This is a genomic window from Streptomyces sp. NPDC046859 (assembly GCF_040645135.1).
Lineage (GTDB): Bacteria > Actinomycetota > Actinomycetes > Streptomycetales > Streptomycetaceae > Streptomyces.
The window spans coordinates 228,436-243,163 of sequence record NZ_JBEYXR010000004.1 but is presented as its reverse complement, the minus strand read 5'-3'; the positions used below and the strand labels follow the sequence as shown (position 1 = coordinate 243,163).

Sequence of the window (14,728 nt, the reverse complement as noted above, 5' to 3'; positions counted from 1 at the left end):
CACGGCCGCACCGGGCGGTACGCCTCACCGTACGCCGACGTCCCGCATGGTGATATCCGTGTATCACCATGCGGGACGACGGAGGGGGTTCAGGAGCCCGGCAGCGGCCGGTACACCGTCAGTGCCTCCGGCAGCTTGTCCAGCGTCACCTCGCCGCTCACCTCCGTCACTTCACCGTCGTACGCCAGCGGGGTCCCCGGCTCGACGCCCGTCAGCCGCAGCCGGGCGACCTGAACGGCCGCGTGGACGGGTGAGCGGCTCAGGGGCCCGGCGACGGCGGCGGCGAGCAGCCGCAGCGCCGGCCGGCGTCCGCCGTGCACGATCCGGACGTCGAGGACGCCGTCCGCGAGGTCCAGCCGGCGCGCGGGCGCGAGCCCCACCCGGTGGTAGGTGCCGTTCCCGGCGAACAGCAGCCACAACGGGTGGACGCGGCCCCCGGCCTCCGCCCGCAGCGGGTGCCGGTCCCGGCGCAGCACGCGGATCGTCGCGAGGACCCCGGCGGGCCAGTCGCCGATCTTGGACGCGAACCGGTCGCGTTCCCGCACCAGTTCCGGATAGACGCCCAGGCTGCACGTGTTGAGGAACACCCCCTGCCTGCCCGGGCTGCGGAAGCGGGCCACGTCCACGCGCACCGCCTCGCCGCGCAGCACGGCCCGGCTCAGATCGGCCTCGTCCTCCACGCCCAGGTCCAGCGCGAAGTGGTTCAGGGTGCCGCCGGGCAGCACCGCCAGCGGCAGCCCGTGCCGCAGTGCCACCTCGGCCGCCGCGTTCACCGTCCCGTCGCCGCCGCACACCCCGAGCACCCGGGCGTGCCCGGCGGCCCGCTCCAACTCGTCGCCCATGTGGTGCGCTTCGCACTCCACGACCTCGGCGCGCGGCAGCAGGTCCAGCAGGGTGCGCACCCGATCCGGGGTGCCCGAGCCCTTGTTGACGACCATCACCAGGCCGTCCCCCTCCGGCAGCGCGGGCACGTCCGCGCGCGGCCGGGCCGGCGGGACCCGCGGCTCGCGGGTCGGCACCAGCCCCCGTACGGCGAACGCGGCGCCCGCCCCGAAGGCCGCGCCCACCAGAACGTCGCTCGGGAAGTGCACCCCCGTGTACACACGGGACAGCGCCACCGACCAGGCGACCGGCGCCACCGCCAAACCCCACTTCGGCGACTCCAGGGCGACCCCGGTCGCGAACGCCGCCGCCGACGCCGCGTGGCCCGACGGGAACGACGTCGTGATCGGCTGTCGCTTGAGCTGCCGCACCCGCGGCACCGCGTCCAGCCCGGGCCGCGGCCGGCGCACGGACCGCTTGCCGAGCGTGTTGATGGTCAGCGACGCCAGGCCCAGCGAGGCCAGACCGCGCGCCGCCGCCCGGCGGCCCCGGGGCGAGCGGGAGGCGGCGATGGCGGCGGCCGCCGCGAACCAGAGCACCCCGTGGTTGGCGCTGCGGCTGAGTCTCGGCAGGACGGGCTCGGCGAACGGCCAGTTCCGTTCGGCCGCGAACTCGAACAGCCGCGAGTCGAGCGCGAGGAACCGGTCGCGCAGCGCGTGCCGGCCTGGCAGGGGGACGGTGAGGTCGACATCAGGGCTCATACAGCCCTGGGTACCCTGAACCGGCCCCAAGCTGTCCGGCCCGCGCGGACCGACACACGAAGGAACCCGTCCATGCGCCTGCTGCTCGTCCGCCACGGCCAGACCACCGCCAACGTGGACTACCTGCTCGACACGGCACCCCCCGGAGCACCCCTGACGGCGCTCGGCGAACAGCAGGCGGCCGCCCTGCCCGGCGCGCTCGCCGGCGAGGACATCGAGGCGGTCTACGCCTCCACCCTGATCCGCACCCAGGCCACCGCCGCGCCGCTGGCCGCCGCCCGGGGCCTGGAGGTCCGGGTGCGCGACGGCATCCGCGAGGTGTCCGCCGGCGACCTGGAGCTGCTGCCCGGCCACTCCGAGCGGGCCGAACCCTACATGCGGACCGTGTTCGCGTGGGCCGCAGGGGAGACGTCGCTGCGGATGCCGGGCGGCGAGAGCGGCGACGAGGCGCTCGGACGCTACGACGCGGTGGTCGCCGAGGCCGCGGCCAGTGGCGCCCGGACGGTCGCCATGGTCAGCCACGGCGCCGCCATCCGCATGTGGACCGCGGCCCGCGCCGCCAACGTCGACGTCGACTTCGCCGCGGCCCACCCGTTGGAGAACACCGGTGTCGTGATCCTGGAGGGCGGCCCCGGCGAGGGCTGGAAGGCGCTGTCCTGGACGGGCGCGATCGTGGCCCCTGCGGGCGAGGGCGGACCCACGGGCCGGCCTGTCGACGGGCGGCGTTCGTAGGGGCCCGGCACCGGCCCGTGCGATAAGCGTTTGCCCAGGCTCCCGGCCGCCCCGCAGAATGCGGCCTCATGGGACATCTGGAAGCCGCGCACCTCGAATACCACCTCCCCGACGGGAGGGCGCTGCTCGGCGATGTCTCGTTCCGGGTGGGCGAGGGCGCCGCCGTGGCGCTGGTCGGGCCGAACGGCGCCGGCAAGACCACCCTGCTCCGGCTGATCTCCGGGGAGCTGAAACCGCACGGGGGCACCCTCACCGTCAGTGGCGGGCTCGGCGTGATGCGCCAGTTCGTCGGGTCCGTACGCGACGAGACGACCGTACGCGACCTGCTGGTCTCGGTGGCGCCGCCCCGCATCAGGGAGGCCGCCCGGGCCGTCGACGAGGCCGAGCACGCGATCATGACGGTCGACGACGAGGCCGCCCAGCTGAGGTACGCCCAGGCGCTCGCCGACTGGGCGGAGGCCCGCGGCTACGAGGCCGAGACCCTGTGGGACATGTGCACCACGGCCGCGCTCGGCGTGCCCTACGAGAAGGCGCAGTGGCGGCAGGTACGGACCCTGTCCGGCGGCGAGCAGAAGCGGCTGGTGCTGGAGGCGCTGCTGCGCGGCACCGACGAGGTCCTGCTGCTGGACGAGCCGGACAACTACCTCGACGTGCCCGGCAAGCGCTGGCTGGAGGAGCGGCTGAAGGAGACCCGCAAGACGGTCCTCTTCGTCTCCCACGACCGCGAACTCCTCGCCCGCGCCGCCGAGAAGATCGTCTCGGTGGAGCCCTCCCCGGCCGGCGCGGACGCCTGGGTGCACGGCGGCGGCTTCGCGACCTACCACGAGGCCCGCCGCCGGCGCTTCGCCCGCTTCGAGGAGCTGCGCAGACGGTGGGACGAGAAGCACGCCCAGCTGAAGAAGCTGGTACTGACACTCCGTCAGGCCGCCGAGAACAGCACGGACATGGCGTCCCGCTACCGGGCCGCCCAGACCCGGCTGCGCAAGTTCGAGGAGGCCGGGCCGCCGCCCGAGCCGCCCCGCGAACAGGACATCCGGATGCGGCTCAAGGGCGGCCGCACCGGCGTGCGGGCCGTCACCTGCGAGGACCTGGAACTGACCGGCCTGATGAAGCCGTTCTCGCTGGAGGTCTTCTACGGCGAACGCGTCGCCGTCCTCGGCTCCAACGGCTCCGGCAAGTCCCACTTCCTGCGCCTGCTCGCCGGGGAGGACGTCGCCCACACCGGCCACTGGAAGCTCGGCGCGCGGGTGGTGCCCGGCCACTTCGCGCAGACCCACGCGCACCCCGAGCTGATGGGCCGCACCCTGCTCGACATCCTGTGGACCGAGCACGCCCAGGACCGGGGCGCCGCCATGTCCCGGCTGCGCCGCTACGAGCTCACCCAGCAGGCCGAGCAGACCTTCGACCGGCTCTCCGGCGGCCAGCAGGCCCGCTTCCAGATCCTGCTGCTGGAGCTGGAGGGCGTGACGGCCCTGCTGCTCGACGAGCCCACCGACAACCTCGACCTGGAGTCCGCCGACGCGCTCCAGGAAGGGCTGGAGGCGTTCGAGGGCACCGTGCTGGCGGTCACCCACGACCGCTGGTTCGCCCGCTCCTTCGACCGCTACCTGGTCTTCGGCAGCGACGGACGCGTCCGCGAGACACCGGAACCGGTGTGGGACGAGCGCCGGGTGGAGCGAGCGCGCTAGGACCTTTCGTCTGGATCATCCCGGCGTCGCGGGGTCTGGCACGTGCATCTGCGGCGTTGTCGCCCGTCGGCCACAGCCGGGCTGATCCAAACGAAAGACCCCTAGCCGGACACGGGTCCCGATCCACACCTCGCGGTGCGCGTCCGGTCCGTCCGGACGGATCAGCGGTGCGCCGATCCGGTGCTCGCGGGCGGCCGGCCTCGACCAGCGCGGGCACCCACTCCACCGCTCCGGCACGGCCCTCGCCGGCCGCCAGGAACCGGTCCCTCTCGGTCTCCGCCCGGCCGCGCACCCGCTCCTCGCGGATCCGCGCCACGTCCTCGTGCGGCAGCCTGCCGCCGGGGCCGTCCAGCAGGGGGGGCGGTGTGCGGCAGCGGTGCCGAGCGCGCGCTGTCACGCCGCGGGTGCCGGGACGGGCCGGTGACGGCTGCAGCACCAGCTCACCCGCATGGGCGAAGACCGCCCGGCCGGTTCGGCGCCGACGAGGGCTCCAGCGCCTCCGGCGCACCGCGTACCACCGCTCAGGTCGCGGCGTCGCAGCCCCGCTCCGCCGGCTCCGCGGCCCAGGCCTGTGCCGTCGGACGGCGTGCGTGCGGCGTGCCCTCCGGATGCCGGGAGGTACCGACGTACACGGAGGCCCAGGGGCCGGGGTGTTCGTACAGTGGATGCAGAAAGGCGAGGTCCATGACTGTCTCCCGTGCGCCTCTCGGGGCTGCGTGCTCAGCGGGCGGGTACCCGGACGGCATGGTTGGACACGACGAGCGGGGCACCACGATGACCGGAGTCGACCCCGGCCGGCTGGACGATCAGCAGCTCATGAAGGAGCTGGAGAACATCCACCGGACGCGCCACGACACGCTGCTGTACGGCTCGAACGACGCGCTGCGGGCCCACAACGAACGCATGGCACAACTGGAGGGCGAGTACCTGCGGCGCAATCCCGGCCGCGTCGTGGCGGCCGGGCGGACCCGGGAGGGCGCCCGGGACCGCGACGCCGGCGGCACCCCGCCGCACGGGCCCGGCGCCACCGAGGGCGGCTGAGCGCACGGACGCGCCGGACCGGGACCCGTGGTCCCGTGCCCGGCGCGTCCGCCGCCGAGTGCGCCCGCCCGTCAGGCGGCCTGCTCGGACTCGGCGGCGAAGACCTCCAGGTACGTCTGGCAGAACGCCTTCAGGTCGTCCGGCTTCCGGCTCGTGACCAGCTTGCTCGGCGCGTGGTCGCAGACTTGCACCTGCTCGTCGACCCAGGTCCCGCCCGCGTTGCGGATGTCCGTCCGCAGACTCGGCCACGACGTCAGCACCCGGCCGCGCACGACGTCCGCCTCCACCAGCGTCCACGGGGCGTGACAGATGGCCGCCACCGGCAGGCCCCGGTCGAAGAAGTCCCGGATGAAGGCGACCGCCTTCTCGTCCATCCGCAGGAAGTCGGGGTTGGCGACCCCACCGGGCAGGACGAGCCCGCCGAAGTCCCCGGCCGAGGTCTCCCCGACGACCTCCTGCACGGGGAACGTGTCCGCCTTGTCGAGATGGTGGAACGCCTGGATCTCCCCGGACTCCGTCGACACGAGCACCGGCTCGTGACCGGCGTCCTGAGCGGCCTGCCAGGGCTCGGTCAGCTCGACCTGCTCGACGCCCTCGGGTGCGGACAGAAAAGCGATGCGCATGGTGTCTCCCTCTTCCTGTTGGTTCACTCGCTCGGGGGCAGCCCTGCCGATGCCGGCCGGCGCCCACTCCGTATCGCGGCCCGCGGCCGGATCGCCGGGGCTCGGCACGCCGACCGGGACTGCGTGGTCCGACCGCCCGCGACGACCGCGTCACCGGTGTTCCGCGGCCGCACCGGCCGGGCCGCCTCGGCGAGCGAGGCGTCCGGGCGGACGGCGGCGAAACCCCCGCGATCATGACGTCCTTCACCAGCGCGGTCCTGGCTGCCCCTCCCTCGATATCGCCGCACAACGGCACCGCGGCGGTCTCGCCACGACCTGCCGCGGTCCCCGGCCTCACGTCCGGACGTCCGGATCTCAGCCCTGCTCGCCGCCTCCGCCGCCCATCAGCGCCTCGGCGAGTTGCTGCACGTTGGCGTACCTCTCGGAGCGCGGCAGGCGTCCCACAGGGTCGACCAGGACGTCGGGCGCGTGGAAGCGCCGCAGCTCACCGACCAGCTCCCGCGGGCCGGCCGGGAAGACATGGCGGCTCAGGAACCGCGCCAGTTCCAGCCGGACCATCTCCAGGGACGCCGCCGACGACCCCGGGGCCACCGGGCCACCCGCGACCGGCGGATCGTCCTCGGCGGATGGCTCCGGGTCGTGCCACTCCTCGGCCCGGGTGGAGTGCCCGGACCGCAGCAGCCCCTGTAGTTCGTGCTTCATCTCGTCGTCACGGTGAACGCTCAGCCGGTCGCTGCCTCGCTGCATGACTCCCTCCAGATCCTCGGGACTGCGCACCGCGTACCCGTCCACCGGAGGCCGACACAGGAGTTTGCGGACCGGAACCGGGGTGACCCGGACTTACCCCCCGAATCACCCCCCGCGCGACGTTCCGGGAAAGGACCCTGTCTTGGCACTGCTCGCCCTGCTGCTGCCGATCCCGGTGCTCTGCGCGATGCCGGCGCTCGGGCGCTACGAGGACCTGCTCCTGCCGGAGGACCCCGGGCCGCTCCCGTCGGAGGGCCGGGGCCTGCTCACGGAGCGGGCGGCCACCCCCGGGGGCTGACCGCCCAGGCGATCGGCCGGCCGTGCGGGCCCCCGCCCGGCCCCGGCCCGGCCTCAGTCCTCCTTGTCCTTCCGTTCCCGCCCCGGCAGGAACTCCTGCAGCTTCGCCTTGAAGCCCTGCTTGACCATCGAGCCGCGGTCCGCGTCGCCCTTCAGGATCGCCGACGCCGTCGCCTCCATCTGCTCCCACGTGGCGTGCGGGGGGATGGGCGGCACGGCGGGGTCCGTCACGAATTCCACGACCGCGGGGCCGTCGGCGGCCAGCGCGGCACGCCAGGCCGGCTCGACGTCCTCCGGCTTCTCCACGCGGATGCCCGTCAGACCCAGGGAGCGCGCGAAGTCGGCGTACCGGACGTCCGGCAGCTCCTGCGACGGAAGGAAGGACGGGGCGCCTCCCATGGCGCGCATCTCCCAGGTCACCTGGTTCAGGTCCCGGTTGTTGTAGACGGCCACCACCAGCCGCGGGTCCTCCCACAGCTCCCGGTACTTCGCGACCGTGATCAGCTCCGCCAGCCCGTTCATCTGCATCGCCCCGTCCCCGACGAGCGCGATCGCCGGTCGGTCCGGGTGGGCGAACTTGGCGCCGATCGCGTACGGCACACCGCAGCCCATCGTCGCCAGCGTCCCCGACAGCGAACCCCGCATCCCCGGACGGAACGTCAGGTGCCGGGCGTACCAGTTGGACGTCGAGCCCGAGTCCGAGGTGACGATCGCGTCGGCGGGCAGCAGCGGGTCCAGCGCGCGGGTGACGTACTCCGGGTTGACGGGGTCGGCCGACAGCGCGGCCCGCCGCTCCATCACCTCGTGCCAGCGCGCCACGTTGTCGCACACCGTCTCGAACCACTCCCGGCCCCGTTCCTCCGACCGGATCAGCGGGATCAGCCGCTCCAGCGTGGCCTTGGCGTCGCCGATCAGGTTCGCCTCGTACGGGTAGCGCATCCCGACCATGCGCGGGTCGATGTCGATCTGCACGCCCCGCGCCTTGCCGAATTCCGGCAGGAACTGCGAGTACGGGAAGGACGAACCGATCGTCAGCAGCGTGTCGCAGTCCCGCATGAGCTCGTACGACGGACGGGTGCCCAGCAGGCCGATCGAGCCGGTGACGTACGGCAGTTCGTCGCTCAGGACGTCCTTGCCGAGCAGCGCCTTCGCGACGCCCGCGCCCAGCAGTTCGGCCATCCGCTCCACCTCGGCCCGCGCGCCCGCCGCGCCCTGGCCGACCAGGATGGCCACCTTGTCGCCGGAGTTGAGGATCTCGGCCGCCTGGCGGACGGAGTCCTCGGACGGGACAGTCGTCCAGGCACCGGTGTCCAGGCTGGACGGCACCATCTTGAACTCGTGCGTCGGAGCGGAGTATTCGAGCTCCTGGACGTCCCCGGGGATGATGACGGCGGTGGGGGAGCGTCGCGCGTACGCCGTGCGGATCGCCCGGTCCAGGACGTTCGGCAGCTGCTCGGGGACCGTCACCGTCTCCACGAAGTCCGAGGCGACGTCCTTGAACAGCGTGTGCAGGTCGACCTCCTGCTGGTACGACCCGCCCATGGCGGTGCGATGAGTCTGGCCGACGATGGCCACGACCGGCACATGGTCCAGCTTGGCGTCGTACAGGCCGTTCAGGAGATGGATCGCGCCCGGCCCCGAGGTCGCCGCGCACACGCCGACCCGGCCGCTGAACTTGGCGTAGCCGACCGCCTGGAACGCGGACATCTCCTCGTGCCGGGACTGCACGAACCGGGGCCGGTTCTCGGCCCGACCCCAGGCGGCGAGCAGGCCGTTGATGCCGTCGCCGGGATAGCCGAAGACGTGCTCCACCCCCCAGGCGCGCAGACGTTCCAGGACGTGGTCGGCGACCGTGGTGCTCATGCGGGGACCTCCAGGGGACTCCGGGGACGACGCGGCACCGCTACGGGTGACCCCCGGACCCGGGCGGAAAACCTGCGCCGGGCGTTTGGGCACCGCGTCCACGGGCAGGCGGACGAATAGTGCTTCGGACAGGAGGCACGTCCGCGGGACCGGTGCGTCCCGGACGGGTGTGCCCGGTACCGGAGCGCTTTGCGTCTCCCGCGGTGACCGTCCTACCCGAGCACGTGACCGAGGGAGTTACGAGGCGTCATGCCCACTCCAGTGAAATCCAGGAAGCATCCGCACGACGACGCGCCCGACACCACGGCGGACTTCCGCACGCTGGCCACCCTGCCCGACGGCCCCGAACGCGACGCGCTGCGCGGGCGCATCGTCGAGGCGTGGCTGCCCATGGCCGACCGGCTCGCCGGCCGCTTCCGCAACCGCGGCGAGAGCCTGGACGACCTGCGCCAGGTCGCCGCGCTCGGCCTGGTCAAGGCCGTCGACCGGTACGACCCCGAGCTCGGCAACGCCTTCGAGAGCTACGCCGTGCCCACCATCACCGGTGAGATCAAGCGGCACTTCCGCGACCACATGTGGACGCTGCACGTCCCGCGCCGCGTGCAGGACCTGCGCAACCGCGTCCGGTTCGCCCTGCACGACCTGCAGACCGTCTCCGGCCGCGCCCCGAGCGTCGCCGAGATCGCCGCGCACGGCGACCTGAGCGAGGCGGACGTCCGTGCCGGCCTGGAGGCGCTGGAGAGCTTCACCGCGCTCTCCCTGGACGCCGAACTTCCCGGCAGCGACGACGGCTACTCGCTCAGCGACGCGCTGGGCTCCGTCGACCCCGCGCTGGCCACGGTCGTGGACCGCGAGTCGGTCGCCCCGCGCCTGGCGGCGCTGCCCGAGCGGGAGCGGGCGATCCTCTACATGCGGTTCTTCGGCGACATGACCCAGAGCCGCATCGCCGAACAGCTCGGCATCTCCCAGATGCACGTGTCCCGCCTGATCAACCGCAGCTGCTCCCGGGTCCGCGACCAGGTCCTGAACGACGGCTCCTGACCTCGCCGGCGGTCGTACCGGGGCGCTCGGCCCGCCCCGATCCGACCGCCCCTCCCACGATCACGCCCTGCGGCGGGGCTCACGTACCCCTTCCGGCCACCCTTCCCCGCCACATCACCCGCCCGGACGCCCACTGTCCCGCGAATGGCGTCCGGCCGCGCGCGGCTCCCTGGGGGCCGGGCTGTCATGGCTGAGGGGCACGAGTGCCCGTACCCCGCAGCCGTCGGCCGAAGGAGCCCACCCCATGCGCCGCACCGTCCGCGCCCTGTCCGTCGCCGCACTGGCCGGTGCCGCCCTGGGCACCGGCGCCCAGGCCGCCCTCGCGGACCCGACCGCGGAGGTCGGGCCCGCCTCCGTCACACCCGGCGGGTCCGTCACCGTGTCGGTCACCTGCGATCCGGTCGACGGCGCCGCGCCCGCCACCCTCGACGCCGTGTCGCAGGCGTTCGAGGACGGCACCGTGCAGCTTCAGCGGGTCAGCGGTGGTGAGGGGGCGGACGCCGGTCCCGTCTACCGGGGGGCCGCGCAGATCTCCCCGGCCGAGAACTTCGAGGGCGACCCGGACGCGGCCGGGCCCGAGTCCGACTGGACCGTCGACGGCACCTGCCCGGCGGCGGCCGGGACCGAGGGGTCGGAGTGGAGCGCGCCCCTCACCGTGGCCCTCGAAGGGGGCGCCGGCGGGAGCGGGTCCGAGGCCGACACCCTGGCGGCGGACAGCGGGGAAGAGGAAGCCGCCGCCTCCACGCTGACCGCGCCGCGCGAGACCGGCGAGGGGGGGAAGGGCGACCACGGCGGCGGGGACTGCTCCGGGTCCTCCTGGGACGGCACCGGGCAGTGGGGGGACAGCGGGGGCGGGACGAGCCGGCCGGAGGTCTCCGGGTCCGGTACGGCCGAGGAGAAGTGGAAGGGCGGCAAGACCCGCCCCGACCCCTGTGAGACGCCCGCCGCCCCGGTCGACCCGGCCGTCCCGGGCGGTGTGAAGGCCGGGCAGGGCGGCGTCTTCACCGACTCCGTGCCCGCCCTGGTCGGCGGCGGCGTCCTCATCGCCGGTGCGGCCGGCGGCGCGGTGTACCGGCTGCGCCGCGGGACACCGGCCGGACGGCGGCCGTGACCCCGCGGTCACCGGGCGCGCCACCGGTCCGCCGGAGGCGACCGCGCCGGTGTGACAGGCGCAACAACCGCCGGCGGTCGAGAGACGGATGACTTTGGGTACGCAGAGCGCGACGGGCACATGGCAGACCGTGCGGCTCGTACGGCGGCTGGCACGGCACGGAGGTACGGATGCGCCGGACGGACCTCGGGGGCCACGGCCCCGTGCGCTTCGGGCCGCCCCTGCCCGACGACGGGCTGCCGGTCCTGCCCGAGCTGGCCGGTGTGCTCGCCGCCGCCGCGGGCCGGGCCGCGAGCGAGCCCGTCGGCGGTGGTGCCGCGCTGCTGGAGGCCGCGTGCGGCTACTGGGACCGGCGGGGCCTGCCGACCTCGCCGGAGCGGGCGGTCGCCGCCCCCGGCGCCCCCGCCCTGCTGCTCGCCCTGACCGCCGCGCTCGGCGGTGACGTCCTGGTGCCCCGGCCCTGCGCGGCGTGGTGGGCCCCGTACGCGCGCCTGCTGGGCCGCCGCGTCTTCCACGTACCGACCCCCGCCGAGTCCGGCGGTGTCCCCGACCCGTACGCCCTGCTGGAGACCGTCCGCCGGGTCCGCGCGGAGGGCGGGGACCCCCGGCTGCTGGTGCTGTCGCCCGCCGACGACCCGGGCGCCACCGTGGCCCCGCCCGAGGCGCTGCACGAGAGCCTGGAGGCCGCCGCCGGCGAGGGACTGCACCTGATCAGCGACGAGACCTGGCGCGACACCGTGCACGCCCCGCACCAGACCGTGCTGCTCAGCCCCGCCGAGATGCTCCCCGAGCGGGTCACCGTCGTCACCGACCTGGCCGGCGCCCACCTCCCCACGGGCTGGCCCGCGGCCGTCGCCCGGTTCCCCGCGGGCGCCGCCGGCGACGGCCTGCACGCGCGGGTGCTCGACGTGCTCACCGCCCTAGGCGCCCGCGTGGCGGGCCCGGTCGCACTCGCCGCCGGGTACGCCCTGGCCGAGCCCGAGCCGGTCACCACCCGGATCACCGCGACCGTACGGCTGCACGCGCGGCTCGCCGCCGCCGCGCACGCGGCCGTCGTGGACGCCGGTGCCGTCGCCCGCCCCCCGCAGGCCGGACGGCACCTGTACGTCGACCTCGGACCGCTGCGCGCCGGGCTGTCCGGCCACGACGTGGGGGACGCGCAGGACCTGGAGGACTTCCTCGCCGGCCGGCTCGGCATGCCCGCGCCCGGCGGCCACCGCTTCGGCGACGCCCTCGGGGAACTGCGCGTCCGGCTGTCCACCGGAGCGCTCCTCACCGGCACCGACGAGGAGCGCGCGGAATGCCTCACGTCCCCCGCGCCGTTGGAACTGCCGCACGTGCGCAGCGCGTTGACCCACCTGAAGTCGATCTTCGACGAACTCCGTGACGACGCCGAGCGATGGGAGACCCCCCGATGACGCAGCAGTCCGACTCGGCCGCACCCGCCCCCTCGCGCACGCCCCTGAAGGACGCCCCGGCGCCCCCCACCGCCTCCCCTTCTCCGCGTCCGGCCGCGCCCCGCCCGCTCGCCGAGCGCCGGGTGTGGCCGCGCACCTTCCACGACCGGCTCACCGCCCCGCTGCCCGGCCTGCGGGCCTTCGCCCGCTTCGCGCGTGAGGGCGCGATCCGGCCCGGACGGGAGGGCCTCGCCGACGTGCCGCGGCTGCCCTTCGCACCGGCCCCGCTGCCCCGCGTCGACGCCCGCACGGTCGCCGTCTCCTGGGCGGGCCACGCCAGTTGGGTCGTACGGATCGGCGGCCTGACCGTCCTGACCGACCCGGTGTGGTCGCGCCGCATCCTCGGCACCCCGGCCCGCGTCACCCCCGTCGGCATCCCCTGGGACGCGCTGCCGCGCGTGGACGCGGTCGTCATCAGCCACAACCACTACGACCACCTGGACGCCCCCACCCTGCGCCGGCTCCCGCGCGACACCCCCGTCTTCGTACCGGCCGGCCTCGGCCCCTGGTTCCGGCGCCGGCGGTTCACCCGGGTCACCGAACTGGACTGGTGGGAGGCGGCGGAACTGTCCGGCGTCCGCGTCGACTTCGTGCCCGCCCACCACTGGTCCAAGCGGACCCTGCTCGACACCTGCCGCAGCCTGTGGGGCGGCTGGGTGCTCACCGCGCCCGACGGGCAGCGCGTGTACTTCGCGGGGGACACCGGCTACGGCCACTGGTTCGCCCGTATCGGCGAGCGCTACCCCGGCATCGACCTCGCCCTGCTCCCGATCGGCGCGTACGAGCCGCGCTGGTGGCTCAGCGACGTGCACTGCGACCCGGAGGAGGCGGTCCGCGCCGCCGGCGACCTGGGCGCCCGCCGGATGGCGCCGATGCACTGGGGCACGTTCGTGCTGTCGGCGGAGCCCGTCCTGGAGCCGCTCACGCGCGTGCGTGCCGCGTGGGAGCGGGCCGGCCGGGACCGTGCGGACCTGTGGGACCTGCCGGTGGGAGGTTCGCGGGTGATCGAGCGGCAGCCCGCCGGACGCGGGGCCGAGGCGCGCGAGGAGTCCCACGGGTGACCGGGTCGCTCCGTCGGCGGGCTCTCAGCCGGCCGGCCGCAGCCGCTTCCAGACGCTGGGCGCCGCGCTGATCAGCAGGGTCAGCGCGACCGCCGCGACCACGCCCTGCCACGGCTGGGGGAACAGGGAACCGCCGAGGATCCCGATGAGCTGGTACGTCACCGCCCAGGCCACGCACGCCGGGAGGTTGCCGCGGGCGAACCGCCGGATCGGCCACTCGGCGAGCAGGCACGCCAGCATCACCGGCAGCCGGCCCGCCGGCACCAGGCGGGACAGCACCAGCACCGCCACGTCGTGCTCGGCGAGCTTGCGCCGGGACTGCTCCAGCCGGTCCTCCGGAGCCCGCGAGCGGATCGCCTCCAGCCAGCGCGAGCCGTTCTTCGAGCCCATGCCGCGCCGCCCCAGCCAGTACAGCGTCGCGTCCCCGAGGAACGCGGCCGTCGACGCCGTCAGGAACACCAGGGCCAGCGACACCGGTGACGCCTGGTGGAACGCCACCACCGCCGCCGAACTGACCAGCGCCCCCGTCGGCACGACCGGCACCAGCGCACCGACCAGCACGAGCAGGAACAACGAGGGGTAGCCCAGCGCCTGCTGCGCCGAGCCGGGTGCCACGGTCGTCGTGACAGCGCCCAGGAACGTCACCGGGACACCTCCGGGCGCACGCTCTCGCCGTGCGCCAGCCGGTGCACCGACACACCGGGCGCGCGCTCCGCCGCGAGCCGCGCGAACTCGTCACCCGGCGTGTGGAACTCATGGGGGCGCACGGCGTCCATACCGATCGGCCAGTACGTGCCGTAGTGCACCGGGACAGCGCTGCGCGGACCGAGCAGCGCCAGCGCCTCGGCCGCGCGCGCGGCGTCCAGATGCCCGTCCCCCAGGAACGGCCCCCAGCCGCCGACGGGCAGCAGCGCCACGTCGACCGGGCCGACCTCCTTGGCCATCGTCTCGAACAGCCCGGTGTCCCCGGCGAAGTAGGTCCGCGCCTCGCCCTCGACGACATACCCGAGGGCGGGCGAGCGGTGCGGGCCGACCGGCAGCCGACGCCCGTCGTGCCGCGCGGACACCGCCCGTACGGCCAGGTCGCCGACGTGTGTCACGTCGCCGGGCGCCATCTCGGTGAGCCGCAGATGCCGGAGCCTGCGCAGACCGGGCACCGCACGGGGCGCACCCCGGGGCACGAGCAGCCGGGTGCCGGGCGCCAGCCGGGCCAGCGACGGCAGATGGAGGTGGTCGGCGTGCAGATGGGAGACCAGGGCGACGTCCGCGCGCCAGGCGCCCGGCGGCGGCAGCGCGCCCCGGCGCCGGCGCAGATGCGCGAGCCGGCGTGCGAACAGAGGGTCGGTCAGGACGCGTATGTGCGCATCCTCGACCGTGCAGGTGGCGTGCCCCCACCACGTGATCTCCACCGGCACCTCTTTGCCTCCTTCGTGCGCCTCCCCGAAGCGTACGGGCTGGAGTAGGGTCGGCGGCGAAATCCGGAG

At 74.8% G+C, this 14,728-nt stretch carries 15 protein-coding genes; 8 read left to right on the top strand and 7 right to left on the bottom strand.

Annotation, left to right across the window (positions count from 1 at the left end):
• Positions 1-89: 89 nt before the first annotated feature.
• The gene (locus tag ABZ899_RS07405) at positions 90-1,583 is read right to left on the bottom strand and encodes a phosphatase PAP2 family protein (RefSeq protein WP_361342056.1); all 1,494 of its coding nucleotides are present in this window, start codon (positions 1,581-1,583) and stop codon (positions 90-92) included.
• A gap of 72 nt (positions 1,584-1,655) precedes the next feature.
• On the opposite strand from ABZ899_RS07405, the gene ABZ899_RS07400 reads away from it, so the two are divergent.
• Together ABZ899_RS07400 and ABZ899_RS07395 are read left to right on the top strand one after the other, a co-directional pair.
• Entirely contained in the window at positions 1,656-2,315 is a 660-nt protein-coding gene (locus ABZ899_RS07400) for a histidine phosphatase family protein (protein ID WP_361342054.1), read from the top strand.
• 68 nt (positions 2,316-2,383) lie between these two features.
• The gene (locus tag ABZ899_RS07395; RefSeq protein ID WP_361342051.1) at positions 2,384-4,003 is read left to right on the top strand and encodes an ATP-binding cassette domain-containing protein; all 1,620 of its coding nucleotides are present in this window, start codon (positions 2,384-2,386) and stop codon (positions 4,001-4,003) included.
• 521 nt (positions 4,004-4,524) lie between these two features.
• On the opposite strand, the gene ABZ899_RS07390 is transcribed toward ABZ899_RS07395, so the two are convergent.
• Entirely contained in the window at positions 4,525-4,689 is a 165-nt protein-coding gene (locus ABZ899_RS07390) for a hypothetical protein (RefSeq protein WP_361342049.1), read from the bottom strand.
• Positions 4,690-4,747: 58 nt separating this feature from the next.
• Between ABZ899_RS07390 and ABZ899_RS07385 the strand changes: the two genes are divergently transcribed.
• Entirely contained in the window at positions 4,748-5,044 is a 297-nt protein-coding gene (locus tag ABZ899_RS07385; protein ID WP_361342046.1) for a DUF6158 family protein, read from the top strand.
• 71 nt (positions 5,045-5,115) lie between these two features.
• On the opposite strand, the gene ABZ899_RS07380 is transcribed toward ABZ899_RS07385, so the two are convergent.
• Together ABZ899_RS07380 and ABZ899_RS07375 are read right to left on the bottom strand one after the other, a co-directional pair.
• Positions 5,116-5,667, bottom strand: coding sequence for a type 1 glutamine amidotransferase domain-containing protein (locus tag ABZ899_RS07380; RefSeq protein ID WP_361342044.1), 552 nt, complete (start codon positions 5,665-5,667; stop codon positions 5,116-5,118).
• Positions 5,668-6,021: 354 nt separating this feature from the next.
• Positions 6,022-6,414, bottom strand: a complete 393-nt coding sequence (locus tag ABZ899_RS07375; RefSeq protein ID WP_361342041.1) for a DUF2795 domain-containing protein — start codon at positions 6,412-6,414, stop codon at positions 6,022-6,024.
• Positions 6,415-6,556: 142 nt separating this feature from the next.
• Between ABZ899_RS07375 and ABZ899_RS07370 the strand changes: the two genes are divergently transcribed.
• On the top strand, positions 6,557-6,712 hold the full coding sequence (locus ABZ899_RS07370; RefSeq protein ID WP_361342038.1) for a hypothetical protein: 156 nt from the start codon (positions 6,557-6,559) through the stop codon (positions 6,710-6,712).
• A 53-nt stretch (positions 6,713-6,765) separates the two neighbouring features.
• Here ABZ899_RS07370 and ABZ899_RS07365 read toward each other — a convergent pair whose 3' ends face one another.
• Positions 6,766-8,574, bottom strand: coding sequence for a thiamine pyrophosphate-requiring protein (locus ABZ899_RS07365; protein ID WP_361342035.1), 1,809 nt, complete (start codon positions 8,572-8,574; stop codon positions 6,766-6,768).
• Between the two features lie 249 nt (positions 8,575-8,823).
• On the opposite strand from ABZ899_RS07365, the gene ABZ899_RS07360 reads away from it, so the two are divergent.
• The 4 genes from ABZ899_RS07360 to ABZ899_RS07345 all read left to right on the top strand — a co-directional run bounded on the left by ABZ899_RS07360 (position 8,824) and on the right by ABZ899_RS07345 (position 13,244).
• Complete coding sequence (locus ABZ899_RS07360) at positions 8,824-9,615, top strand: RNA polymerase sigma factor SigF (protein WP_361342032.1); 792 nt, start codon at positions 8,824-8,826, stop codon at positions 9,613-9,615.
• Positions 9,616-9,859: 244 nt separating this feature from the next.
• The gene (locus tag ABZ899_RS07355) at positions 9,860-10,726 is read left to right on the top strand and encodes a hypothetical protein (RefSeq protein ID WP_361342029.1); all 867 of its coding nucleotides are present in this window, start codon (positions 9,860-9,862) and stop codon (positions 10,724-10,726) included.
• Positions 10,727-10,896: 170 nt separating this feature from the next.
• Positions 10,897-12,144 carry an aminotransferase class I/II-fold pyridoxal phosphate-dependent enzyme gene (locus tag ABZ899_RS07350; protein WP_361342026.1) on the top strand — a complete coding sequence of 416 codons (1,248 nt, stop codon included), beginning with the start codon at positions 10,897-10,899 and terminating at the stop codon, positions 12,142-12,144.
• The gene (locus tag ABZ899_RS07345) at positions 12,141-13,244 is read left to right on the top strand and encodes an MBL fold metallo-hydrolase (protein ID WP_361342024.1); all 1,104 of its coding nucleotides are present in this window, start codon (positions 12,141-12,143) and stop codon (positions 13,242-13,244) included. Before ABZ899_RS07350 ends, ABZ899_RS07345 begins: the two co-directional genes overlap by 4 nt.
• A gap of 24 nt (positions 13,245-13,268) precedes the next feature.
• On the opposite strand, the gene ABZ899_RS07340 is transcribed toward ABZ899_RS07345, so the two are convergent.
• Both ABZ899_RS07340 and ABZ899_RS07335 read right to left on the bottom strand, forming a co-directional pair.
• Positions 13,269-13,889: a VTT domain-containing protein gene (locus tag ABZ899_RS07340; protein WP_361342021.1), complete on the bottom strand. Its 621-nt coding sequence runs from the start codon at positions 13,887-13,889 to the stop codon at positions 13,269-13,271.
• Entirely contained in the window at positions 13,886-14,659 is a 774-nt protein-coding gene (locus ABZ899_RS07335) for an MBL fold metallo-hydrolase (RefSeq protein WP_361342018.1), read from the bottom strand. Before ABZ899_RS07335 ends, ABZ899_RS07340 begins: the two co-directional genes overlap by 4 nt.
• Positions 14,660-14,728 lie beyond the last annotated feature (69 nt).